Consider the following 21,261-nt stretch of genomic DNA (forward strand, 5'->3'; position numbering starts at 1 on the left):
CACTAACTAAAAAAAAGCCACCTTTGACAAGGTGGCTTTTTTTTGTTTTAAGCTAAATATCGATATAGCTTTCGAAGGAATATTTTTTAAACCCCGACGGCATTAACGATGTGTCGAAACGTTGTTTTTTTATCCATTCTTTAATGATTGATCGCACCTGTTTTGCAGAGTACTTATAGAAATGCTTATCCCAGTCTTTGTCTTCTGTCATAAAGTAAATCTCTGAAAATTCGCAGCGGCCCGACGAGTCTATGACCATGCTTGTAATGTGCACTCCCAGCTTTTCGTTGGCGTTATACCTACCTAAATTCGTAAATAGCTTTCCCAACTCTATCTCGATACTATCACCATTTACCAATTGTGGTAAATCCATTATGCCAGGCCAGTCGATCTCCTTTGTGTCTTTTCTCCTTGTCGACGCGGGCAAAATCTCCATCTTCGATTGATCAAAGACACGACGCCGCGTCATCTCCTGTTTTGAAGAAAGATGGACTTCCAATATCATTCCCAGTTTGGTTAAGATGCGTAAGGTATCTCCACGCATTGATATGGCGTTTTCCTCGACCTGCTTCAATCGTTGATATAGACTGAATGAATCACAGGCCGATCTGCATTCAGCGCAGTCGTCGTTGTCGATTTCACTTGTATCACAACTGGCCAACACCTGTTCGCTCCATGTTTCCCTACACGCTTCGCACCCAAATTGAACACCTGTTCGCATTTCTTCAGGCCAGTCGACATAGTATGACCATTCAAAAGCCCCTTCTTCAGGGAAGGGAACTTTACCTATTATTTCCGGCATACTGTATCTATGGTAAAGCTTACCATTTTCATATATCTCAATACCCGAGTGATCGCGTACTTCTGCCGGCGTTCCCCGATGAGAGTCAGTTGCACTATAAACAACTGCTAAATACTTGCCATCATTGCTGGCGAAAACCGGTGCGTCAAAGTACCTGTCTATCTTATAAAGCAATTGTCCTGCACTGTAAACTCGTGTTTCACCCAATGATGGCTCCCATGCGTAAGGATTATAGGGCACAGCGTCTACAACTATATCAGTTTCGCTGGAAAACACCTTATACGGGTGAACAGGTGACCACGATGTTGCGCGAGCAACATTAAAACAAACGGATATGAGTAAAAGAAGTGTTGCAAACAAGCGTCTCACACCACTAAAATAGTCGATCGCTCCAACAACTATGTCATAACATCGCTAATTCAAAATACGAAAGCCACCCTTGACAGGGTGGCTTTCTTGTTCTCGTTCATGCGTGTGACTTACACAGTCTTTATCTCCAGCTCTACCGAGCCGTAGTTGTTGTAGTAGTACCCCTCGGTGTCGTTGGCAAAGAAAGATAGGAAACCATCTTTCTCTATCTCTATTGTGCGCCCCGTACCGATCTTGAATCCTGTCTTCACGTCATCGTTGTAGCAGCCGCAAAGCGCAAAACATTTTACACCACGTACCCGCAAACCTGCTATCCAGGCCAGGGGGTTAAAAAATCCGTTGGGCGAGCTCTTGAAGAAAAGGTCTTTCCAACGCTGTGACCTGTCGCAGGCAAATTCGATCTTCTGTCCGGCCGTCACCGGGAGCTTGAAGCCGGAGAACGGCTCGCGCGAATCGATCTTTATTTTAATTACTTTTGACATAGTACCGGGTATTTAATGCCCCCCTTTGCAGGGGGACATCTAAGTTAACCATTATTCTTTTTTCGTAATAGTTTCCACGGCTGGCATTGTCACGTTCACCAAAGCCGCTTCTTCGGCAGCAGGGTGAACCAGCGGTATGTTGCACCAGTTGTACAAGAACCTGCGGCCATTTTCATACAGCAGTCCGCGCACAACGGTTTGCAGCATTTGCAGGTCTGGCTCTGTGTTCATGCTGCGCTGTGTACCGTTTGTACCGGGCAGCAGCGCACCAACTCCATGTTCCTGGTCATAAGCGCGTTCAGCAACCGGCAGCCAGCGCATCAGTGTGCTTTCCAGCGCCGGGCGCAGCGTGCAGTCTTCAGCCAGTTGTACCGGGTTCACCAGTCCATCAAAGTCGCTGCCGATGGTGATGTACTTCCACGCATCCGTCATGCCCATACGTTTGCCCACCGCCAGTATGTGGACGATATTGAACGCGAGCGCCAGTGGCTGGCGGGTGTCTTTGCCTGGTATCAGCGCTTCTTCAGCACCACGTACTTCTGCCAGCGCAGTGTTGGTATCGGTACCGCGACCAAATGCCCAGTTGTATTCATTCACGCTGAGGTACTCGGCGTGTTCGCCACTCAGTAGCTGCGCTACCCTGCTTTCAAAACCAAGTATGCGCACATCGAGGCTCACGCCAATCATGCCCTTGCTTTCTATCACTTCTTCTATGTCTTCGTCCATCAGGTTAATGCTCCACGGGTTGTAGTGGTACTGGTCTTTGACAATGAGATTGCCATAGGTACCGCATTTCTGTGGTTCTGTCACTACCTCATTCACCCGTACGCCTTCTTTGGTTGCCGGCGCAGCATGTGCTTTGGCCAACTTCCATTCATTGAGCGTGTAACCGGTAACACCCACATGCGATGCAACGATAGGATGCGTATAGCCTTTCTCCCTGCGATAGTCGTAGAAATCCATGCGGCTCTTCAGGCTCATGTGCTTGGTGTCTATCAGCACAGGCGTTGGATTACCATCAGCAGTCAGCTCGTATGCTGCAGTGATGAAATCTTTGCCCTCCTGCTCCAATCCGTAGCCTTGCGGATAGAAAGCTGCGTGGTTCAGCATCTTCATACCAAAGGCATGGTTGGCCAGCAGTTGCTGATCGATATGTGTGAGGTGTGTGAGCGTAACGTAAAGCAGATCGAGGTCTTCTTTCCAAAGCGCAGCGTGCAGGCGCCTCAGGCTTTCGGCCGAGCGTGCCTGCGTTGTGGTGAGTGGCTTGCAGAAGTCTTTCCAAAGTTCATCGTCTGCGGTACCGGGTTTGCCTGTATCGGCATAGCCTTTCTTAGCCACATAGTCGCGACAGAGGTTATGCCCGCCTTCTATACCCAGCGCGAAGATGATATCGTTGTCACCGATGGTTGTCTTTTGCTTGCGCGAAAGGAACTTGACCGGATGGTTGCCATTCTCACTAAGTGCCACAAGGTTACGATACATGCTCAGCTCGTGCAGGAACATGCGGTAGTAAGACGTCTTGCTTTCGCGCACGTTGCTGAAGTAACGCAAATCGAGCGGACGGGTGATATTGGATTGCAGGATGGCGCCAAAGCCTTTGCGACTGTCGGCAAAACCAAACTCCAATGCCACAATATTAGCCACACCCAGCAGCACGTTACCTTTTTGCAACTGTGTTACGCTCGACTGGCTACCCAGTATGTTGAGGAACATGCTGTCTATTTTTTCCAGCAGGTAGTTCTTCAGGTCAAGGTTGTTCTCCAGCTCGCTGAGCGGAACGGCACTGGGGTAATTGTCTTCCCAGTTGCACAGCATTTGTTTGAACAGTGGGTGAAAATGAAAATCGAAATATTTATTGTTTGGCATAGTGTTGTTTTTTAAATGATGATGGATCGTTGGGATTACTGAATATTCATTTTCACCTTAGTCGTATTTCACGGGGTTACGGAAGCTGCCGAAATAAGCTTCGAGCACGGTTTGCTTCGCGTCTTCCGTCAGCGTGGTTACGGCAGACTCAGTCGCATTGCGTGATACCGCAGTGCCGGTCAATGCACCCATGGCCAGTTGCGCACGTTCTGTCAAAGGCTGCTGGCCAACAGTCGACTCTGCACCGGTTACGGTCAGGCTGAGTGCTTCCCATATCTTAGCCACAGCTTCGGTCACACCAAGATCCCACGACGGAGAGATGTCTACATTCTCGTAAGCGTATTTCAACGTAACAGCTGCAGGCAGCGGTGTAGCCAGGAGCTTGTTGATGTCAAGCACGCCAGCGCCATAGTTCTCACGCTCCCACTGCGACCATCTTGCATCGTACTGCTGCACGCTTTTGTGCAGGCAGTAACGGAAGGCCTCCACTATCTGCCATGGCTTATCATACTGTTTGTTCAATTCGTCGAGGTGTTTGGCTTTCCACAACATAGCTGCCGATGCCACATGCGGTGTAGCATAACTGGTACCACTACCAAAGCGCATGGTCTCTGACTTGCCATTATACGTGGGCACATATACATCTTCGCCCGGTGCAGCTACATCGACTTCAGGTCCGCGGCAGCTACCACTCCATGGACGGAAGTCCGGATTAACCGCAGCCACGGCAATAGTGCCGGGATACACAGCTGGCGCTATTACCACCTTCACCTGGTTGCCGGCGGCGCATACCCAGATCACACCTTTGTCGTACACGTCTTTGGCCATAGCTTCTATCATAGGCCGTGGATAGCTACCCATGCACATGAACATGACATCGGCATTGTTGTTGACAGCGCGTCGTGCACCTTCCACCATATCGTGAGCCGCGCCTATCAGTATTACGGAGTTCGCTACGCGGTACGGTACCAGTTGGATCAGCGGAGCATCACCCACCGTAAGTATACCGCGGTTGCCATCACATTTCTTCGGATCCTGAGATATCCTGCTACCTACCACAAGACTGGCAGTGCGCGTACCATGACCCGGCATGCGTCCTACACGGTTGCTCATGCGGTCGGCTGCGTCGCTGTCTTCGTTCACGGTATCATAGTCGCGCTCAAAGTCGTAGCCGTTGGCGTTCTTACTATGAGTAGTATAGCCTGTATCCAGCTGAACGAGTCGCAGCTTCTTCAGGTTATCCTGTATCTTATCAAAGCCCTTGATTTTATGGATGTCTATTGCATTTATTGCTTTCCAGTTCCATGAACGGTGCAGGCGCGGGTCGGCATTTGCTATCAGGTCTTTACCCCAGTGCGATTCTTTCCACCTGGCTTTGAACTCTGCCCAGTTCTTTTCATCGCTGTCATCGCCACCAAAGAAACTTTCGTGCGCTGCCCTTGGTTTTTCTTCCGGCGCATCGATGTATGTTTTAGACGGCAGATCGGGCACACACTTCTCTACCTGTGGCAGCGCTTCAAACTCAGCGGCCTGTTTCCATGGGTCGAGGTTGCTGTTGACAGTTATATAGTAATGCCTGCGCAGTTGCGGATCGGTGCTGAATGGCAGCAGGCGCTCAGACGATACCAGGTTTGGAATGAGTGCCTCTTTATGATCTTCCCAGCTCTCCTGCATGCCGGGACGAGCAGAGATCACGATATCGAAATACTGCTCTCTGGCAGGTGTGGTGTTATTGTTTTTTGGTTGTTCCATGTTTTGTGGCTTTGGGGTAGATGCTGTTGGAGTTGAAGTAGTATTGGTGGTAGTAGTGCGTTTGCTTTCCTGCGGAGCTGTATTATCCGGCATGGTGTGCAGCTGCACCAGTCCGCGACGGATGTCTTCCATATGTGCAGGCAGCGGCATGCCGGCGATGGTGCGCAGTATGCTGCTGACGCGGATGCCCTCATTTCCCAGCCAGTCTATCGTGTCATCGCTGTCGCTGTCTTGAACAGGTGTGCCGTCTTTGCGCAGCCAGTTGCCTTGTGCATCTTTGCGCGGCACTCCGGAATGGTGCAAGCCAACTATCTCACCTGTGCCCAGACCTACCACCATACTGCCCGATGAACCCGGTTGTGTGTCTGATTCGTACACGATGAAGTCGCCTTGTATGGTGAGCAGGCGGATGTCTTTCAGCACTATCTTTTTATAGTCGCCTTGCGGGTGTTGTATCACCACGCAGTTCTCGCCTTCCAGTATCTTGCCCTGTCCGCCATCCAGCGGTACGTGTTTGAATTCAGACAGTGGCACGCCTTCAAATGACACAGGGTCTACTGCCACAATGCTGAAGTCGAGGCCGCTGTTGGGATCGTTGGGTTGCTTCTCTATATCCGAGGTCATAAAGAACCTGTCGGGACGAAGCTTAAAGGTTACATCTTCGGACGGGCGGCTTTGTTCATCCAGCTCGTAGCGGAACTTGGCAGTAGCACCCGCTGCGGCCTGTACATTTTCCAGCACGTGGTGGTTGGTGATGATCAGGTCGGGACTGATAAGAAAGCCCGTACCATAAGCAGTACTGCCAAAGGGCATCGGTATTTCAATGCGGCAAACAGCTTCGCCCAGGCGGGTGATCTTTCTTACAATGCAGATGTCCTGGAAATCGGCGATACCGTTGATGCGCTCCAGCGCTTTGTCTGCCTGGTTGAGACCTTCGCGGGCAAGGCGCTTTTTGATGCGGCCTTCGTTCTGCGGTATGTCTGTGAGTTTGATCTTTCCCTCGCGGGCATCCTGTACGCTTTGACGCATTTGCTCGATGTCGGTTTGGGAGTGGGAGTAACGGTCGGAGGCGTTGTCGTACGCCTCGTACATACGTTCAATGTTCATGAATGGTGATTTATCGTGGTGAGAGATTGAATTTCGGACTTGGGTGGACTACGAGCGCAGCCTATGGAACGGTAAAATGAAACCTGAGGGCGCGGATTCCCTTATATATGCAATGCCAGCCGGCGGGTAGCGTATGGTTAATCATGGTGACGATAATTTTAGGGCGGATAGTAAATATAACACAAATGCCCTATAAAATCAATGGCGATCTTACAGAAGTAACGATAAATTGAAATGAAAAAGCCGCCACTGGGGCGGCTTTCGCGTATAACTTAATGAAAATTAGAACTCTGCATTCTTTGGTGTGCGTGGGAAAGGAATCACGTCGCGGATGTTGGTCATGCCGGTAACGAACAGTACAATACGCTCAAAACCCAGCCCGAAGCCGGCATGCGGCACGGTACCGAAACGACGTGTATCCAGGAACCAGTACAATTCTTCTGTGGGAACGCCCATTTCCTGCATGCGTTTCTCCAGCATGTCGAGGCGTTCTTCCCTTTGCGATCCGCCTACTATCTCACCAATACCCGGAGCAAGGATATCCATCGCAGCAACTGTCTTGCCATCATCGTTCATGCGCATGTAGAACGACTTGATGTCTTTAGGATAGTCAGTAACGATAACCGGTTTTTTGAAGTGCTTTTCTACCAGGTAGCGCTCATGTTCGCTCTGCATGTCAATACCCCACTTCACCTCGTACTGGAATTTTTTCTTCTTGTATGCAGGCGAATTCAATAGTATGTCGATAGCCTCTGTATAGGTGATGCGCTCGAAGCTGTTGTTTACAACGAACTCCAGTTTCTCGATCAGGCCCATTTCATGACGCTCGGCTACAGGCTTTTGTTTGTCTTCGTCAGCAAGGCGTTGTGCGAGGAACTCGAGGTCTTCGCGGTTGTTGTCGAGTGCGTATTTGATGATGTAGCGTACAAAGTCCTCAGCGAGGTCCATGTTGTCAACGAGGTCGTTGAAAGCAACTTCTGGTTCGATCATCCAGAACTCGGCAAGGTGGCGCGCGGTGTTTGAGTTCTCGGCACGGAAGGTAGGACCGAACGTGTAGATCTCGCCCAGCGCAGTAGCACCCAGCTCGCCTTCCAGCTGACCGCTCACGGTCAGGTTGGTGCTGCGGCCAAAGAAGTCTTCAGCAAAATCGATAGTGCCGTCTTCTTTGCGCGGCGGGTTATCGAAAGGCAGTGTCGTTACACGGAACATCTCGCCTGCACCCTCAGCATCAGATGCTGTAACAATTGGTGTATGCAGGTAAAAGAAACCACGATCGTTGAAGAACTTATGTACCGCAAATGCCAGTGAGTGACGCACGCGGAACACGGCTCCAAACGTATTTGTGCGGAAACGCAGGTGCGCTATCTCGCGCAGGTATTCCAGGCTGGGACGGTTCTTCAGCTGCAGCGGGTATTGTTCATTATCACATTCGCCCAGTATCTCCAGGTTGGTAGCTTTAATTTCAACCTTTTGTCCCTTACCCTGCGATTGTACCACGGTACCATCAACACTAATGCTGGCACCGGTAGTGATCTTTTTCAGCAGATCCTCCGCCATATTTTCAAAGTCGATAACCACCTGCAGGTTATTGAGGCAAGAACCGTCATTCAGGGCAATGAACTGGTTGTTGCGGAATGAGCGAACCCATCCTTTTACGGTTACCTGGAAATCATACTTCTCAGTATTCAGTATCTCTTTGATCTTGATGCGTGGCATGTCTGCGGTTTAATTAGTTGGGTTGATCAAGTCAACCAAGGGTGCAAAGAAACTATAAAACAAGGAAATTGGGAAACTGGCAAAAGCAGTTGAAACTGACAAACATTCGGTATCAAGACAAAATATACAGCTCAGCAATTGACACATAACATGTTATTAATATGTTATTGAGGCCCAAACATTTGATGATCCATAATACAGATTCTAGTTTTACTTAATTTCTAGAATATGTTCACCAACAGTATTTACAGCTTTATCCGTTCAATGCGCATGCCCTTCGACAACATGGGCAAAGTTGGACGCCTTTTCGTCTCAGTGCTTTTCCTGGTAGCCGGAATAAGCTCACTATATGTAGGCATAACGGCTAGTTATCCTATCATCACCGTTGGAGCAGTGTTGTTGTGCTTCATCAGTGTTATACTGGCCATTCCTGGGAGGAAAGGAAGGTAGCGGGGAGTCCTACTATAGGCTCCAAGAAGACATAGGCATTCGGAGGTCAACTGTTTAGATACTGAACATCGAACTTTCCAACGGCCTGCTCGAAAGCACAACACAAGTATGATTCAAAATTTCGTCATAGGCTATCTGATTACCTGACTCGTTGTATAAATGGTAGCCTATCCTCTCGAGAAACAATACGAACTTTTGTTTGTCAACTCCAAAATCCGCCAACATAGACTTGTGAATTTCAACCAAAACAATACAATCATTCTGTTGTAGCGTTTTAGTCATACCCTCAAGCGCAAAAAATTCTGCCCCTTCAACATCGACCTTAATTACATTAGGTGTTACGTTGTTTTCCTTGCAAAAAACGTCTACTGTAGTTGCTTTAACTGAAATTGCGCCCTGCTCTGGACTACGAAGTATATTATTTATCGTGTGTGTCGTCCTGTTTGTAAAAAAAATATCGCCGACACCATTGCTAATGGCTAGATTATTTGCAATTACAGCAGCATTGCCATCTTGCACCCTTGCATTATCCGCAAGCATTACGAATGTTGACGGAACTGGCTCAAACGAGTAAATTTTTGTTCTTGGCTTCATAGCCTTCGCCAGTAAAACCGATATTATTCCAACATTAGCTCCGATATCAAACACGACTGAAGCATTGGCTACCAGATTTTTTAGGATTTTATAAGGCGTTTCGTCAATAACGCTATTTACTCCCCGTGCGATATGAGCGGATACGCGATATTTTTCGTCGTTTATTACTACACACTTGCCTTGTTTCCCGTATAATGAGTAATAAAATTTTCTAAATGGTTTTCGTAATAGTGAGCGCATAAACACGGTATCTTAAGTGCAAGATAAAGCTTACTATGGGATATTTACTGTCTTTCCAGTCGTTCAATACGTTGTTCCAGCAATTTTATCTCCAATTTCATTAGTGCTTGTTCTGTACGAAATCCATAGTATACCCCCAACACAGTTGCGACCGTCGTTACCGTACTCACCACTAAAGTAATGAGGTTTCGATAGCTAAAGTTCTTCAGCTGGCGGTCTAGCAAATTGTATTCATGCTGCGTCATAGCTTAAGATTTATTAGTCAACAATTGCCAGTTTGCGTATCACTCCGTCGATCTCCACTTCCAGGAACTTGTCCGTTTGCAGGGTCACCGTAGCACCGGTGATCACCTTTCCCAGCTTAACACTTCCGGCACCGTTTACTGAGGGCTGAGCGGTTTTGATAGTGGCCGTGGTTTCAAACGCACCATCAACTTTTGCAGTACCCTGCACTTGTAGCCTGTAGCCCGGATCGGTATTCACAGGTCCGATGTTCACGTTGCCGGTGTTGAATATGGTGAGTGCACGGGTCTCCGTTCCCGATACGGTATTGAAAAAACTCGTTTTACCGGGCGCTGTACTTCCCCAGCTCGTACCCTGCCCGATCATGAGCTCACTGCCCGATGACGATGATTGGTAACCAAACAATCCAATGTGTGTATTGTTGTAAGCGATACCGCGAAGACACCAGAGTTTGTCAGTATTAGAGGTGCGTGTATTAGTCTCGTACAAGTTGCCACCGGCGGAACTACCCAGGTCGGCGCCGACAGAAGTATTAACACCGAAGTATTCCAGTTTCATACCGAGATTGCCGGTAGCGCCTTGTGCGTTACCGAATACATTGCGACCTGCAAAGGTATTTACGTTGCCGACGGGTGAACCGCTGTTGTACAACCAGCCGCCAGATTGAACAATACCATGCAGCAGTTTTGTAACAGAGGTTTGTGCGATCGATCTCGATAGCGCGAAAATTAGGCGCGGAAATCAGGTTGGGATTGATATAGATTCCACGAACCGCGACAATGGCAGTACCAGTCTGGTTAACATTGGGTATGATATTGAATACATTAAACTCCATGTTTCCAGACGTAGGCTTTATATCCGAATTGGCACCTAAGTGCCATGGAATCGTGAGCCAATTAAGTGTGCCACTAGTACCCGTGTGACCATTTCCGGCGGAATTCGCCCTACTACCAACGGCGAGAACAGACCCACTATTAGTTCCAACGAGTCCTCCACGCAATTCAGTAGGAACGCTCCCTGAATTATTACTAATAATCGACAACACATCCGTTCGACCAATATTTAGCTGACTGCTACCAGCAAAGGGAGGAGCTGAAAGAATCGGTTCACTAGATTGTTACCGAATTGAACAAAAACAAAATTATCGCTTGCAAAACCACCATTTCTCGCAATACCCATGATCAACTTATTCGTCCTGTCGTTGCTCAATGTAAGTATATCTTCAGCACTGCTGCCGCTATATAGCCCCTTACCAACATTCGATATACTAAACTTCGTAGTTCCATTGGTGATGAGGCTGACAGCTGTGTTGTTAGTAGTACCAATGGTTGCGCCTGCGGCGAATGCATTGCCGCCTTGTTTGTGGTAAGTACCGGAAAGATCGATAGAACCCGCCGCACCATCTACGGAAAGCACGCCGGAGTTACTTACTACGCCGGTACTGTTATTGTAACCAATACCACTGCCGGCAGATATTGCAGCCCGGGCACGTGCATCGGTGTAGTATTTATTGTTGACGCCTTCTGAGATGCTATCGGTAATGCGGTAGTTTGAAAACAACTGCCGGATAGTCGTGGTGTCTTTGTAGGTCATGTACCGCACACGTTTGCTGCCATCGAAATGATAGAGCACGGAGTCTTTTAGATCGTATACAAACAGCGCGCGTTTGGTGTTGTGGATGCTATCGAGCAAGACACGTGGGAAAACGATGCCTTTATTGGATGTGTCCTTTCCAACCTGTAGCCAGGCAGAGCTGTCTGCAAAGAGCCTGCTTTGCTGGCCGAGCGAAAGAGAGCCGCTGATGTAGTACCTATCGAACAGCATACCGGATTGGCCGTAGCTGCCGCCGATGGTAAAAGTCAATAAAAGAGAAATGAGCAAATGTTTCATGATAGAGCTTATTTAAAATAGAGAATAGTGATCTTTTGTCCCGACTGCAGTTCTGAGTTGAAAGAGATGATGCCCGGCACTTTGTCGAACAGGTATTCTTCGGGCTCTGTACCTTCCTGCCTGATAGTGCCTTCGATAAATACAGCTATTTGTCTTGCGTTGATCAGTTCGAGGTAGCTGACCGAATCTTGTCCCGGCAGCGCAGTGAATTGCAACTTGCCGGTAGTGATCGTACCGGCGCTTCCTCCTTCAGGTACAAGCGCAACTTCGCCATCTATCATCGGTATGGTCTTCACCGCGTAACAGGTATCGTTGAAGATGCTGTTGTCGGGTTTGTAAAGTTTGAAGACGTAGGTGTAGTCCTCATTTAGTTTCGCGGGTACTACAATTGTTTGTCCGCTGGCTTGGTGGAACTGGGTGTACTGATACGCACCGTTGAAGGTGGTCATAAACGCCCAGGTGCCGGTGGCGTCTGCAATAAGTGGCAGCGACATAGCCTCGCCGCATACAGGCGCCAGGCCGAGGCCAGTGTAATTGGTTTCACAATCCATGGTTATAGTTTTACAGGGTTTACAATACAGTTGGATGGTACGAATGTCTTAGACACCTGCAGCGTAAGGCGTACTACGGTTTGTGTCGTGAGCCGCTTGAGAACTGCTTGCACATCATCCGTTCTCATCTTCGCGAGTTCATCGGCAATGATGTACTCGCGGTTGCTATTACTGCTAAGCGGTATCACATTCATCTCGTCATATGCCATGGCAGCATTGCGCAGGTTTTCTATCAGCAGGTATTCGTCGGCATTGTGCACAATGGCTACGAGGTACACTGTGGCACTGTCAAGAAACGACAAGCGTTGTGCGCCGCCATCACTTAGTCTTTCTGCGGATTGCGGATCATGTTTTACAGTTTGCTCGGCACGCAGGTAGAAGTAGTTACCCAAGGTATCATCGGGTAGCAGGCATTGCATGTCGTTGTACTTCTGCACCCAGATTGCACCAGTGGCATCACTGCGGAAAGCATTGGCAAAGCCATGGTGGAAATAGTTGTTCTTATTGTGAATGTGCGAGCGCAGCTGCTCGAAATCTTGCTTTTGCATGGGTGTCAGGGTTTAGGTTTACGTGAGAAGGTTTTGCGATTTAGCTTCTTCTTGTATACGTTGTTGCGTTTTGTTGTGTTTTGTTGCGTATTTCGCGTTTGCAACATAGCAACGGCTTGTTGCGGCAATTGCTGCAGGTAGTGATAGTACTCATGAAGGTTCATAGGGGCCAGCTTGACGAATGTTTAGTTTTGTTTAGTTTTTAGCGGGTTGCTAATAAAAAAAAGTGCGATGTTGGTGCCGACGCTTATGTACACCAGGTACCAGATGATGTTCACTGCTACCTTTAAAAAGATGTTGTCAATTCCCGCAGTCAGCCAGAAGCCAATGACCACTTTGCACACCAGCACATAACACCAGAAACTGATAAAGGTGATAAAATGACTGAAGCACAACTCACAGTAGCCTCCTGCTTTTACAAGAAAGGTTTTGCCTTGCAGATCCCATTTTTGTAGCCGTTGTTGCCAGTTGAGCAACTTATCCAACCACTTACCGGGTTGAATGCTGATGTAGAGTATCCTGACAAGGCAGGCATTGGCGATTAGCGCCACTATTGTGTATAGTAGGAAGGTTAACATGGTTTAGAGATTTGTGACCCACCTAATACCATTACACACCAGGCAGTCGTCTTTGAATTGTTTTAAAATGCCGGGCATGGCGTTGATGAATATTTTCCATTTATCGCGGTACTGATTCTCTACATCTACGAGGTATTTCTCAGTTTCCTCGCGACCGTACACGACCCAGTTGTTGAACCTATTGGTGCGCAGGTGTTCTTCCATCAGCAGCACGCGGGCTTTTAGCCATACTATCTCGCCTATGTACGTCTGACTCAGGTCGCAAAGCAGTTGGTCGTAGTCGCATTCACAACTAAACTCGAGGCCGACACCAAAACCTTCCTTCCCGCTGATCTCTTTATCGCCATACCAGCCTTTGGTATAACCGCAATCGTTGGGCATGCTGCCATTGCAACCGGTAAAGCAGGTGAGGTATGAACTGCCGACAGGCACATTAGTCCCATCCAGCAACACACGCGCAAAGCTTCCTTTCACTTCATAGGCTACATTAAAGCTGTTCACTTCGTTTGCGGTGAGGTTGATGTTGTAAGTAGATACTATGCCGCCTGCATGGTCGTCGTATATCTTCAACGATATATTGTCCAGGCTAACTAACGGATAAACTTTCACAGTATGGATCTTCAGCTTGCGCAGCGCACCACGTATGCGGGTATTCTTATAAAGTGTCAGCCCACGTTCTTTTGCTTCGGTGGGAAAGGTTACTGCAGGTTTGAACTCTGAAGTACTGTACTTCTTCGCAGAAAGGTTTGAAATGACATTATTAGCCGCCAGTGCGCTCATCAGGTCGTTGCGCACAAGGATGACTGCCTGTTGCACTTTCTTCTTTGCCAGTGTAAGGCCGCTGATGTATTCTTCATTGGCAATATGCGCCAGGTTGAGCACCGATATCTCAGGCGCGTCCATCAGGTCGAGGCCGCTGAGTGATGTGGGCGCATCGTCGCTGTTACAAACATCGCGTACGGAAATGATATTATCGAGCATGGTGATGGGGTTTGTGTGGTTAAATAAAAGTTCCCCGCTACTAACACCGGGGAACTTATTGGAGATAGGATACTAAGGGGTTGCGGTGAAGGAAATGTTAGTAGTATCGTTTATCTGTCCGCTGATGCCGGCATAACCGGCATAGCGTAGCTTGGTACCTGTTACGCTGAACACATAACCCGTCACGCTGTCGTTGAACAGGTCGCGCAGCTCGGTGATATCTGCCACCGTGGTTGCAGGATAGCTCTCCTGCCCTGCCAGCTCCAGCTTGTTGATGAACAGCGGGAACATGATGACACCATTGGTATCCCAGTCGAACGTATCGCTGGTACCCGGTGTTGCAGGCGTACCACCTGTAGGACAAGTGTATTCAACCGGCGCGCAGGTAGTATAGTGGAATACGCCATTCACACCCGTCACATTGCACACTGCAGGCGGCATAAAGAAGATGTCCCACTCCAATCGCCACTGGAACATCCAGGTGAAGCTGCACTTTTCATAACTGATGTTGAGATCCCAGAGCAAACCTGTAACAGGATCGGCCATCACACCATGCAGGTAGTCGGTACCACCTTGCTGGTAAATGGTATCGATGGCGTCGATGTTTTGCAGATCGGTGGCGAAGATTCCGGCGTTGCGGTTGAAGCTGACAAACTTCAGCACCTGCGGATCGAATGCGAGAATGTGCTCGCTCGATGTATCGCCATAAGCATCGTTGATCAGGCTGTCGTAGTACGCATTGGCGCGGCCCATCTGGCTCACGTTCTGTCCCTTCTCGTTCACGCCGCCTATCTCCACCGCTTTGCGCCAGTGAAACACGTCGGTGCCACCAATGATGAACGGATTAGACAAACCCGCATCGCGGAAGTTGCGCTCGATCTCCCACAGGCCCATCGGGTTTACTGTTCCCTGCGTTTTGTCCAGGAAGGGCAGCATACGTGTTGCATTACCATCGGGCAGAATACCGTTGTTGGCTATCAACAACTCTGCAACCTGTACCGCCAGCTTGCGGCGCACAGCAGGCAGCGCTGCATTGATCGCAGCCTTCGCATGATCGCTGAAGGAATAATGACCATCCACCATGCGAATGTCATCACGGTTCAGCGAATAGTTTGCCGAAGCGGTGACCTGATCGAGGTTGAAGTACATCTGCTTTGGAGCAATTGCATTGCCCGGATCACAGAAGTTCTCGGTACCCGTACCGTTGTCTTCGCAGATGGGTGCGTAGTAGTTTATCTTCAGCTGTCGCTTTTTACCTTCTTCAGCATGAAGGTCGGTCTCTACTATAGATGTATTGAATTGCCGTGCGGCAAGAACTGCGGCCAGCACCTCGTAAGGGCGGCCCTGCTTTGCGTATTGCAGCAGGTTCTTCTGCACAGACTGCATGGCATTTTTAAAGCTCATTGCTTTTAAGAGTTAAGTATGGTGAAATAAAACGCCCTCTCAAGGCGGGACACACGCCTGCTATGCGTTTGGAGAGAACAACCGCGCCCGGCTGTGTGTTACTGCCCGGCCCATGCGGCTATCGCTTCCAGCGTATCGTCGGCGGGGTCGTCGCTGTTACTGATGGAGATGACGCCGGTGGCATATTGTCCCTGCTGTCCTGCCTTCACATCGGCGGGACTGATATGCCTGGTATCACTCACCAGTATGCCGGCCTTTTCGGCCCAGTTTCTCGCAAAATTTTCGTCGGTTATAGGTGTGTTATCCTCGCTAGTTGCGGGTTTGCCTTCTTTGTAGAATTCGAGTTGTTTTGTCTGCTCGTTGTAGCGCACCTCGTAGGTGTTGCTCATCTTGTAGCGCAGCATGTCAGCTTGTTCGTGCAGGTCGCCTCCTTTGCGTGGTAGTTTTTCTATGATGGAGATACAACGGGCTGCAATGTCGCGCTGCACGTATTTATCGTGTGCGTCTTTTAATTGCGCTTCGTGTGTTGCTTTGAGTTGGTCGATTTGCGATTCATAATCGTGGATAGCAGCTTCTAAAGACACGAAACGTTCATCGTCGCTTTGGCTGGCGCGGGTTTCAAAAGCGCCTTTGCATTTAGATAGTACTTGCTCGATGCTCATATCCTCCAGCTCACGCTTGGGTACATTGAACACACGTTGTGCTGCACTGCGCAGAGCGCCCAGGTAGCGGCCGGTGAAGCCGGCTTCCAGTGCTGGCTTTAGTTGTTCTTCAATCGAAGGGCGGAGAGTTCTGGAGAGGGTGTCATTGACGGTCGAGATCAGTTGTTCGTGTGAGAGATCAGTGTCAGCTTCGTGTTCATCTGCCACAACTGCCGCATCGCCCAGTAATGCGTTGAGTAATTTGCTGGCTTGTTCTAGTGAGAGTTTCATGGTGATTGGAATTATAGGTGGTTAAAGTTTTTTTTTGACGTTGAATTTGCTTTCGTCGGCGTAGAAGCGCTGGTAACTTCGCTCAGGATAAAAGAATTCGCTGCCGGGTATCTCTGCGCCGTTTCCATCAAGGGCGATTATCAGCACGTGGCCAATTGGTATCTCAACAGCAGGTTGCTGTGCTTTTTCAGAATTGGTGGCAGCGGTTTCCAGGGGGAGAAGTACTTCGTCTTCGCCACCGGTGAGGTTGGTTTCTTCGTTTATCATTTGGATAGGATTTCGAATTTGTCGGGGTAGGTGCTTGACACTGATAGCGCGGCGCGGTAGCCGAGCTCGGTTACCACATTGGTAGCCTTGTTGAGCATGCGCACTACATGGTTGGGCCTGCGGCCGGGCTGTGGTTGCTGTGGTGCAGCTTCCACTTTTACGGGTTGCAGATTTTGTATAGATGTAACAGTGTTTTCTGTAAGCCTGTTGTAAGCGGCTTTGGAAAGGCCGAGTGTCGATAACTCTTCGGGAGCACTATGGGGATTATCGCGGATGAGCTTAGCATCCTTGGGGGAGAACTTTTTAGTTTCCATGATAGGGTGAGGTTCGGTTTACTATAGCAAAACTACAATTATTATTTTAAATAGCAAAAAATATTTCAGGAAAGTTTTTTTGTGGTTATTAAACGAACTGAACCATAACAGTTTAACAAAAAAGTGCTACATTGGGTAAAATAGCCGCTGCCATGCAACCACTTGTTAATGCCATAGGACCTGTACAGACCGGTGTACTCATTGTAACTGTTATAGTTATTGTCTACCTATTGGCAAAGGCCGTGATGCGCCGCATAGAGAACAAAAAAGATAAAGAGGAACACGGAGGACGGTTTTAATCCTACTTCCTCATCACCACCCACATCTTCTCCTTCTTCACAACATTGAACCCGTTGAACAGCGTGGAATCCTGCGCGTAAACGTCTTCCATTTTTTTATTAGCGCCAACTGCCACCCTAACGTTTTTCTCCTTCATTAGCGAAGCGAACTGCAATACCTGGTGTTCTTCCAGCAAGTAGCCACTTCTGTCAAGATAAACGAACGACAGGTTGGGTGCGTTCTCTCCTACCACTACCACATGCTCCTTGCGACTAACGCCCAGTTCGTCCAGTTGCTTATCGGTGCCTTTCAGCCAGGCGGTGCTAAAGTTATCCTTCCAGCCCGAGTAGTAGCGATCATCGCTGAGGTGGATGCGGCGGTAAGTATGATGATCTGCAAACACGAACAAGATGAGCATAGCCCCGATAGCAAACGACCGGATCGAGATCCTCGCCGGCTTTTCCTCTATCTGCTGGCGGATTGCCACTACCGAGTTGATCAGCATAAAGCCAAACAGCGGGAAGTAGATAGATACCACATAGTAGTCGTGCTGGATGAACTGGTGTCCAAACAGCAGCGCCATTGCTACTACTCCCAATACGAAGAGCCCAAGGGTTGCCAACACCGTTCTACCTTCACGGCTTTTTGACAATAACGGAATGCCCGCAGCAGGAATACCCACCAACAACAAGTATTGCGGCAGCACAAAGTATTCTCTTATCCAGAAATCCTTGAAGGCATGGTTGACATAGGTATCAAACTCACCTTCCTGGAAAGGATAGGGCTTGGCGAGAAAGAGCGTGCTCTGGTAAGTTTTATTCAGGTATTGATTGTAGAAATAGTAAGCGATCAATGCCACTACCGAATAAAGGAACACACCGGCAACCTTGCCGGGTGCATAAATACGCGTCCTGAGCGGGGCCCACAAAACGGTAATGCCCATAATGCCGATAAGCATGGTGCCGGTTGATGTTTTGATAAGCGCTGCGAGCGTGAGGAATGCAATTGCTTTTGACAGATCCCGGAACCTGCTATCGGATATGTACCTGTCGAAGAAGTAGAAACCTACAAAGCACAGTGACACCGCAGCAGTATCGGGTAGGTAGCTGCAGGAGTAATAAATGAAGATGGGTGAACACATGAAAAACACGGGCACCAGCAACGATACTATGATATCGCGCGTATGACGATAACAGAGTAAGAACAGTGCCGAGAGCCCTGCATAACTGATACCCAGCGTCAGCAGGCGGAAACAGGTAGAGATATTCTCCCGTCCAAACACATGTCCCAACGCCGCAGCCAGCCAGCTTTGTATCGGGAACTCAACGCCCGTCACTCCCTTTATAGATGTGAGGTTGAACGTTGCCGGCTTGAAGAAGTTCATCCCGTTATCGTAAAACTTGAGCGCTAGTGCCAGCCTGTCGGCCTGTGCCCATTCATGAAAACCGAAAGGGTACATGAACACGAGGTCGGCATAATAGACAAAACACATCACCAGGAATACAAGTGTAAATACAAATAATGGAATCGCTGGGTGGGTGGTTCTCATCAAGGCCTGCCTTATTGGTTATCGGAATTGGCCAACAAGATATAAAAAAGAACCACGATAGGACAATCGATGACAGCACGTGTACCGAACGCGATTTTGAGGTAACTTTACACCTATGCGAATTTTATTGACCCTGCTACTGGTGGCCTTTTCAGCCATGGCCCATGCACAAACTAATGTTACACTGACACAGGACACTACCGTTAAACTGGAAACAAAGACTTTTTTCGATACTGTACAAACACAACCAGCGTTCAAAGGCAACCTTGGCCAGTACCTGAGCAAGAGCCTGAAGATACCTGCAGGTACAAAGTTCCCACCAAGGATAGACACGCAACTTTGGATAGACTCCACCGGCCGCATTGCACATGTAGAGATAATGGATAACAACACTACACGAAAACCTAACACGCCACTCGAAAAAGAAATAGTGCGCGTAATAAAAGCAATGCCCCGCTGGGAGCCGGGTACCTACAATGGCCGTAAGGTGACGGTGAAGTATTCGCTGCCGTTGGTGTTTTAGCGCCCACCCTATTTGTCATTCTGAGCGAAACACAGTGAAGCGAAGAATCTGCCTAATCAAGGCCCCGCCTAATCAAAGAACCTAAGCCCAATGCACAATTACTACGTCTACATCACCACCAACAAAAACAAAACGGTATTATACACCGGCGTTACCGGCAACATAGCCGCGCGACTCTGGTTTCACGAAGAAGGGGCAAGGCTTAATCAAAATAATTTCACCGCGAGATACAACTGTTATCACCTTATCTATTGGGAGCATTTCAGGAACGTCAAAAGTGCCATTGCACGGGAAACAGAAATAAAAGGTCTTAAGCGTTGGAAAAAGGAAGCACTGATCAATGCTTTTAATCCGGAGTGGCGGTTTTTAAACGAGGAACTCATGTAGCACGGCGGCAGTACTGCATCCAGGCAGATTCTTCGCTGCGTTATCACTTCGCTCAGAATGACAGGAGAAAAATGGTGTTTTAATTACTCATCTCCCGTATCCACAACAACGCGCGCTGCAGGTTGGTCTCATTATCGGCCAGCACGGTGTTGCCCTCAGAAAAAATGAACAATAACATAATGCGGCTGCCGTTGGTGTAAGGCTGGTAGCTGGCGGCTTGCGCAGCATAGTCCTTATCTGCTATAAAATCTTCTTTGTCTATAACGTGCACATAGTGCCTGATGGCAGCTTTAACTACATCACCGTTATCGGCACCTGGAAAAACTATAGCGAGGGCAAATTGGGTAGGTGTATTGTTCATCTCTCTGTATTTGCTACTCAAATTTCAAAAATAAAAACCGTTAAAGCCGCTTCCGGCGCGGGCGTTAACTACCGCTTAACAACAGAAAAAGGGGCGGAAAACCACCCCGTTTTTCTTAACCACTATGAAACCGAACACGTTAGTTGAGCAGCGTCTTAACTACTTCTTCCACGTTCACCAGCTCATCCATCTCACTTTCAATTTCCGTTTTGATCTGTTCAAACCCTGCATTCAGGAACCATTGCTCTCCGTAAGCGCGTATCAAATTCTCCAACACCACCGGCAGCTTGCGCGAGTAGATGATAGCTGCAGCCGTCACCGTGCCTGCATCTCTTAGCTGCAATACTTCTTCCAGCGTCAGCACACTCAGTTCGTCCATCTCTGTAATGATCGCTGCTTTCTTCTTCATCACTGCATCGCCGCTGTATTGTTTGTCTACAAAATCGAGCGCCATGCGCCTGCGCTCCTGCTCTTCGCGTGCGCGTTTTGTTTCTTCGCTTACCGAAAAGAACTCATCTGCCAACTCAGACAACATGCCTATAGCCAGTGGTGCCAATCCTGAAAACGATGTGAGCTTAGCGGCTATGCCACCCAGCGAGGTGACCGTGTCATTACCTCTATTTTTTACGCTTTCAAGGTGAGTGTTGAGTGGCTCCAGCCATTTTGCTACGGCGCCTTCCAGGTCTGTTTCCACCCCAAGGCCTTTCAGCAGCCCGCTACCAAACTGCGCCAGTATACCTTTGGTTTTACCCAGGCTGGCCTCTATCTGCCGGGTGGCGCCATCTACCTTGCGCGATAGCTCATTAAACGCGGTTGTATCGCGCACGTTGGCCAGTTGCCTGTGGTAGCGGTCCAGCACATTATACAGGCTATTCAGTTCCCGTATCTGTGCATGTATCACGTTTACAGCGTTTTGCAGCTGCGCATCGTTTACTTCATAGTTGATCTGGTGAATTACTTCTACTATTTCTGCCATGGTGAGAACAAGTGTGAAACATTATTATGTTTTTGCACTTGCAGGCGGCAGATACCTGTTTACACTTTTTGAAAGGAATGGCGTCCTTGAATAACAATAA

The 21,261-nt window shown here is 48.6% G+C and carries 25 protein-coding genes; 4 read left to right on the top strand and 21 right to left on the bottom strand.

Annotated features, from left to right (window positions below; translation table 11 throughout):
* Nucleotides 1-52: 52 nt before the first annotated feature.
* The 5 genes from P2W83_RS17170 to asnS form a co-directional block, all read right to left on the bottom strand.
* The gene (locus P2W83_RS17170; RefSeq protein WP_276135002.1) at nt 53-1,171 is read right to left on the bottom strand and encodes a hypothetical protein; all 1,119 of its coding nucleotides are present in this window, start codon (nt 1,169-1,171) and stop codon (nt 53-55) included.
* Between the two features lie 110 nt (nt 1,172-1,281).
* Nucleotides 1,282-1,653, bottom strand: a complete 372-nt coding sequence (locus P2W83_RS17175) for a hypothetical protein (protein ID WP_276135003.1) — start codon at nt 1,651-1,653, stop codon at nt 1,282-1,284.
* A 51-nt stretch (nt 1,654-1,704) separates the two neighbouring features.
* Entirely contained in the window at nt 1,705-3,519 is a 1,815-nt protein-coding gene (locus P2W83_RS17180) for a hypothetical protein (RefSeq protein WP_276135004.1), read from the bottom strand.
* Between the two features lie 57 nt (nt 3,520-3,576).
* Entirely contained in the window at nt 3,577-6,378 is a 2,802-nt protein-coding gene (locus P2W83_RS17185) for a S8 family serine peptidase (protein ID WP_276135005.1), read from the bottom strand.
* 282 nt (nt 6,379-6,660) lie between these two features.
* Nucleotides 6,661-8,094, bottom strand: coding sequence for an asparagine--tRNA ligase (gene asnS, locus P2W83_RS17190; protein ID WP_276135006.1), 1,434 nt, complete (start codon nt 8,092-8,094; stop codon nt 6,661-6,663).
* A gap of 228 nt (nt 8,095-8,322) precedes the next feature.
* On the opposite strand from asnS, the gene P2W83_RS17195 reads away from it, so the two are divergent.
* Nucleotides 8,323-8,544: a hypothetical protein gene (locus tag P2W83_RS17195; RefSeq protein ID WP_276135007.1), complete on the top strand. Its 222-nt coding sequence runs from the start codon at nt 8,323-8,325 to the stop codon at nt 8,542-8,544.
* Nucleotides 8,545-8,598: 54 nt separating this feature from the next.
* On the opposite strand, the gene P2W83_RS17200 is transcribed toward P2W83_RS17195, so the two are convergent.
* The 13 genes from P2W83_RS17200 to P2W83_RS17260 form a co-directional block, all read right to left on the bottom strand.
* Entirely contained in the window at nt 8,599-9,378 is a 780-nt protein-coding gene (locus P2W83_RS17200; RefSeq protein ID WP_276135008.1) for an FkbM family methyltransferase, read from the bottom strand.
* A 44-nt stretch (nt 9,379-9,422) separates the two neighbouring features.
* Nucleotides 9,423-9,623, bottom strand: coding sequence for a hypothetical protein (locus P2W83_RS17205; protein ID WP_276135009.1), 201 nt, complete (start codon nt 9,621-9,623; stop codon nt 9,423-9,425).
* 13 nt (nt 9,624-9,636) lie between these two features.
* On the bottom strand, nt 9,637-10,272 hold the full coding sequence (locus P2W83_RS17210; RefSeq protein WP_276135010.1) for a hypothetical protein: 636 nt from the start codon (nt 10,270-10,272) through the stop codon (nt 9,637-9,639).
* A 411-nt stretch (nt 10,273-10,683) separates the two neighbouring features.
* Nucleotides 10,684-11,511: a hypothetical protein gene (locus P2W83_RS17215; RefSeq protein WP_276135011.1), complete on the bottom strand. Its 828-nt coding sequence runs from the start codon at nt 11,509-11,511 to the stop codon at nt 10,684-10,686.
* Nucleotides 11,512-11,519: 8 nt separating this feature from the next.
* Nucleotides 11,520-12,062 carry a hypothetical protein gene (locus P2W83_RS17220; protein WP_276135012.1) on the bottom strand — a complete coding sequence of 181 codons (543 nt, stop codon included), beginning with the start codon at nt 12,060-12,062 and terminating at the stop codon, nt 11,520-11,522.
* A 2-nt stretch (nt 12,063-12,064) separates the two neighbouring features.
* Nucleotides 12,065-12,610, bottom strand: coding sequence for a hypothetical protein (locus P2W83_RS17225; protein WP_276135013.1), 546 nt, complete (start codon nt 12,608-12,610; stop codon nt 12,065-12,067).
* Between the two features lie 5 nt (nt 12,611-12,615).
* On the bottom strand, nt 12,616-12,774 hold the full coding sequence (locus P2W83_RS17230) for a hypothetical protein (RefSeq protein WP_276135014.1): 159 nt from the start codon (nt 12,772-12,774) through the stop codon (nt 12,616-12,618).
* Nucleotides 12,775-12,795: 21 nt separating this feature from the next.
* Nucleotides 12,796-13,188, bottom strand: a complete 393-nt coding sequence (locus P2W83_RS17235) for a hypothetical protein (protein ID WP_276135015.1) — start codon at nt 13,186-13,188, stop codon at nt 12,796-12,798.
* A 3-nt stretch (nt 13,189-13,191) separates the two neighbouring features.
* Nucleotides 13,192-14,169, bottom strand: coding sequence for a hypothetical protein (locus P2W83_RS17240; RefSeq protein WP_276135016.1), 978 nt, complete (start codon nt 14,167-14,169; stop codon nt 13,192-13,194).
* 72 nt (nt 14,170-14,241) lie between these two features.
* Nucleotides 14,242-15,573 (bottom strand): hypothetical protein, encoded by a 1,332-nt coding sequence (locus P2W83_RS17245; RefSeq protein ID WP_276135017.1) that lies wholly within the window; start codon nt 15,571-15,573, stop codon nt 14,242-14,244.
* 98 nt (nt 15,574-15,671) lie between these two features.
* Nucleotides 15,672-16,505, bottom strand: coding sequence for a hypothetical protein (locus P2W83_RS17250; protein WP_276135018.1), 834 nt, complete (start codon nt 16,503-16,505; stop codon nt 15,672-15,674).
* Between the two features lie 21 nt (nt 16,506-16,526).
* Nucleotides 16,527-16,772 carry a hypothetical protein gene (locus P2W83_RS17255; RefSeq protein ID WP_276135019.1) on the bottom strand — a complete coding sequence of 82 codons (246 nt, stop codon included), beginning with the start codon at nt 16,770-16,772 and terminating at the stop codon, nt 16,527-16,529.
* Nucleotides 16,769-17,086 (bottom strand): hypothetical protein, encoded by a 318-nt coding sequence (locus tag P2W83_RS17260; RefSeq protein ID WP_276135020.1) that lies wholly within the window; start codon nt 17,084-17,086, stop codon nt 16,769-16,771. The genes P2W83_RS17255 and P2W83_RS17260 overlap by 4 nt, the downstream gene beginning before the upstream one ends.
* Before the next feature lie 152 nt (nt 17,087-17,238).
* Here P2W83_RS17260 and P2W83_RS17265 point away from each other — a divergent pair, with 152 nt between their 5' ends.
* Nucleotides 17,239-17,385, top strand: a complete 147-nt coding sequence (locus tag P2W83_RS17265; RefSeq protein WP_276135021.1) for a hypothetical protein — start codon at nt 17,239-17,241, stop codon at nt 17,383-17,385.
* Between the two features lie 2 nt (nt 17,386-17,387).
* Here P2W83_RS17265 and P2W83_RS17270 read toward each other — a convergent pair whose 3' ends face one another.
* A complete protein-coding gene (locus tag P2W83_RS17270; RefSeq protein ID WP_276135022.1) occupies nt 17,388-18,914 on the bottom strand; it encodes an ArnT family glycosyltransferase in 1,527 nt (508 codons plus the stop codon).
* A 115-nt stretch (nt 18,915-19,029) separates the two neighbouring features.
* Between P2W83_RS17270 and P2W83_RS17275 the strand changes: the two genes are divergently transcribed.
* Nucleotides 19,030-19,437, top strand: coding sequence for an energy transducer TonB (locus P2W83_RS17275; RefSeq protein WP_276135023.1), 408 nt, complete (start codon nt 19,030-19,032; stop codon nt 19,435-19,437).
* Between the two features lie 90 nt (nt 19,438-19,527).
* Nucleotides 19,528-19,824: a GIY-YIG nuclease family protein gene (locus P2W83_RS17280; protein WP_276135024.1), complete on the top strand. Its 297-nt coding sequence runs from the start codon at nt 19,528-19,530 to the stop codon at nt 19,822-19,824.
* A gap of 79 nt (nt 19,825-19,903) precedes the next feature.
* Here the strand turns inward: P2W83_RS17280 and P2W83_RS17285 are convergent, their stop codons facing one another.
* Both P2W83_RS17285 and P2W83_RS17290 read right to left on the bottom strand, forming a co-directional pair.
* On the bottom strand, nt 19,904-20,185 hold the full coding sequence (locus P2W83_RS17285; RefSeq protein ID WP_276135025.1) for a hypothetical protein: 282 nt from the start codon (nt 20,183-20,185) through the stop codon (nt 19,904-19,906).
* Nucleotides 20,186-20,324: 139 nt separating this feature from the next.
* Nucleotides 20,325-21,161 (bottom strand): hypothetical protein, encoded by an 837-nt coding sequence (locus P2W83_RS17290; RefSeq protein ID WP_276135026.1) that lies wholly within the window; start codon nt 21,159-21,161, stop codon nt 20,325-20,327.
* Nucleotides 21,162-21,261: the final 100 nt, after the last annotated feature.

The organism is Polluticoccus soli (assembly GCF_029269745.1).
In the GTDB taxonomy this organism is placed as follows: Bacteria; Bacteroidota; Bacteroidia; order Chitinophagales; family Chitinophagaceae; genus Polluticoccus; species Polluticoccus soli.

What these genes read in the sequence shown, in the direction of transcription:
- P2W83_RS17215 (WP_276135011.1), bottom strand. Translation starts at nt 11,511, where the DNA reads ATGAAACATTTGCTCATTTCTCTTTTATTGACTTTTACCATCGGCGGC.
- asnS (WP_276135006.1), bottom strand. Translation starts at nt 8,094, where the DNA reads ATGCCACGCATCAAGATCAAAGAGATACTGAATACTGAGAAGTATGAT.
- P2W83_RS17185 (WP_276135005.1), bottom strand. Translation starts at nt 6,378, where the DNA reads ATGAACATTGAACGTATGTACGAGGCGTACGACAACGCCTCCGACCGT.
- P2W83_RS17255 (WP_276135019.1), bottom strand. Translation starts at nt 16,772, where the DNA reads ATGATAAACGAAGAAACCAACCTCACCGGTGGCGAAGACGAAGTACTT.
- P2W83_RS17260 (WP_276135020.1), bottom strand. Translation starts at nt 17,086, where the DNA reads ATGGAAACTAAAAAGTTCTCCCCCAAGGATGCTAAGCTCATCCGCGAT.
- P2W83_RS17245 (WP_276135017.1), bottom strand. Translation starts at nt 15,573, where the DNA reads ATGAGCTTTAAAAATGCCATGCAGTCTGTGCAGAAGAACCTGCTGCAA.
- P2W83_RS17175 (WP_276135003.1), bottom strand. Translation starts at nt 1,653, where the DNA reads ATGTCAAAAGTAATTAAAATAAAGATCGATTCGCGCGAGCCGTTCTCC.
- P2W83_RS17285 (WP_276135025.1), bottom strand. Translation starts at nt 20,185, where the DNA reads ATGAACAATACACCTACCCAATTTGCCCTCGCTATAGTTTTTCCAGGT.
- P2W83_RS17280 (WP_276135024.1), top strand. Translation starts at nt 19,528, where the DNA reads ATGCACAATTACTACGTCTACATCACCACCAACAAAAACAAAACGGTA.
- P2W83_RS17220 (WP_276135012.1), bottom strand. Translation starts at nt 12,062, where the DNA reads ATGGATTGTGAAACCAATTACACTGGCCTCGGCCTGGCGCCTGTATGC.
- P2W83_RS17265 (WP_276135021.1), top strand. Translation starts at nt 17,239, where the DNA reads ATGCAACCACTTGTTAATGCCATAGGACCTGTACAGACCGGTGTACTC.
- P2W83_RS17270 (WP_276135022.1), bottom strand. Translation starts at nt 18,914, where the DNA reads ATGAGAACCACCCACCCAGCGATTCCATTATTTGTATTTACACTTGTA.
- P2W83_RS17200 (WP_276135008.1), bottom strand. Translation starts at nt 9,378, where the DNA reads ATGCGCTCACTATTACGAAAACCATTTAGAAAATTTTATTACTCATTA.
- P2W83_RS17240 (WP_276135016.1), bottom strand. Translation starts at nt 14,169, where the DNA reads ATGCTCGATAATATCATTTCCGTACGCGATGTTTGTAACAGCGACGAT.
- P2W83_RS17250 (WP_276135018.1), bottom strand. Translation starts at nt 16,505, where the DNA reads ATGAAACTCTCACTAGAACAAGCCAGCAAATTACTCAACGCATTACTG.
- P2W83_RS17225 (WP_276135013.1), bottom strand. Translation starts at nt 12,610, where the DNA reads ATGCAAAAGCAAGATTTCGAGCAGCTGCGCTCGCACATTCACAATAAG.
- P2W83_RS17195 (WP_276135007.1), top strand. Translation starts at nt 8,323, where the DNA reads ATGTTCACCAACAGTATTTACAGCTTTATCCGTTCAATGCGCATGCCC.
- P2W83_RS17230 (WP_276135014.1), bottom strand. Translation starts at nt 12,774, where the DNA reads ATGAACCTTCATGAGTACTATCACTACCTGCAGCAATTGCCGCAACAA.
- P2W83_RS17235 (WP_276135015.1), bottom strand. Translation starts at nt 13,188, where the DNA reads ATGTTAACCTTCCTACTATACACAATAGTGGCGCTAATCGCCAATGCC.
- P2W83_RS17290 (WP_276135026.1), bottom strand. Translation starts at nt 21,161, where the DNA reads ATGGCAGAAATAGTAGAAGTAATTCACCAGATCAACTATGAAGTAAAC.
- P2W83_RS17180 (WP_276135004.1), bottom strand. Translation starts at nt 3,519, where the DNA reads ATGCCAAACAATAAATATTTCGATTTTCATTTTCACCCACTGTTCAAA.
- P2W83_RS17275 (WP_276135023.1), top strand. Translation starts at nt 19,030, where the DNA reads ATGCGAATTTTATTGACCCTGCTACTGGTGGCCTTTTCAGCCATGGCC.
- P2W83_RS17205 (WP_276135009.1), bottom strand. Translation starts at nt 9,623, where the DNA reads ATGACGCAGCATGAATACAATTTGCTAGACCGCCAGCTGAAGAACTTT.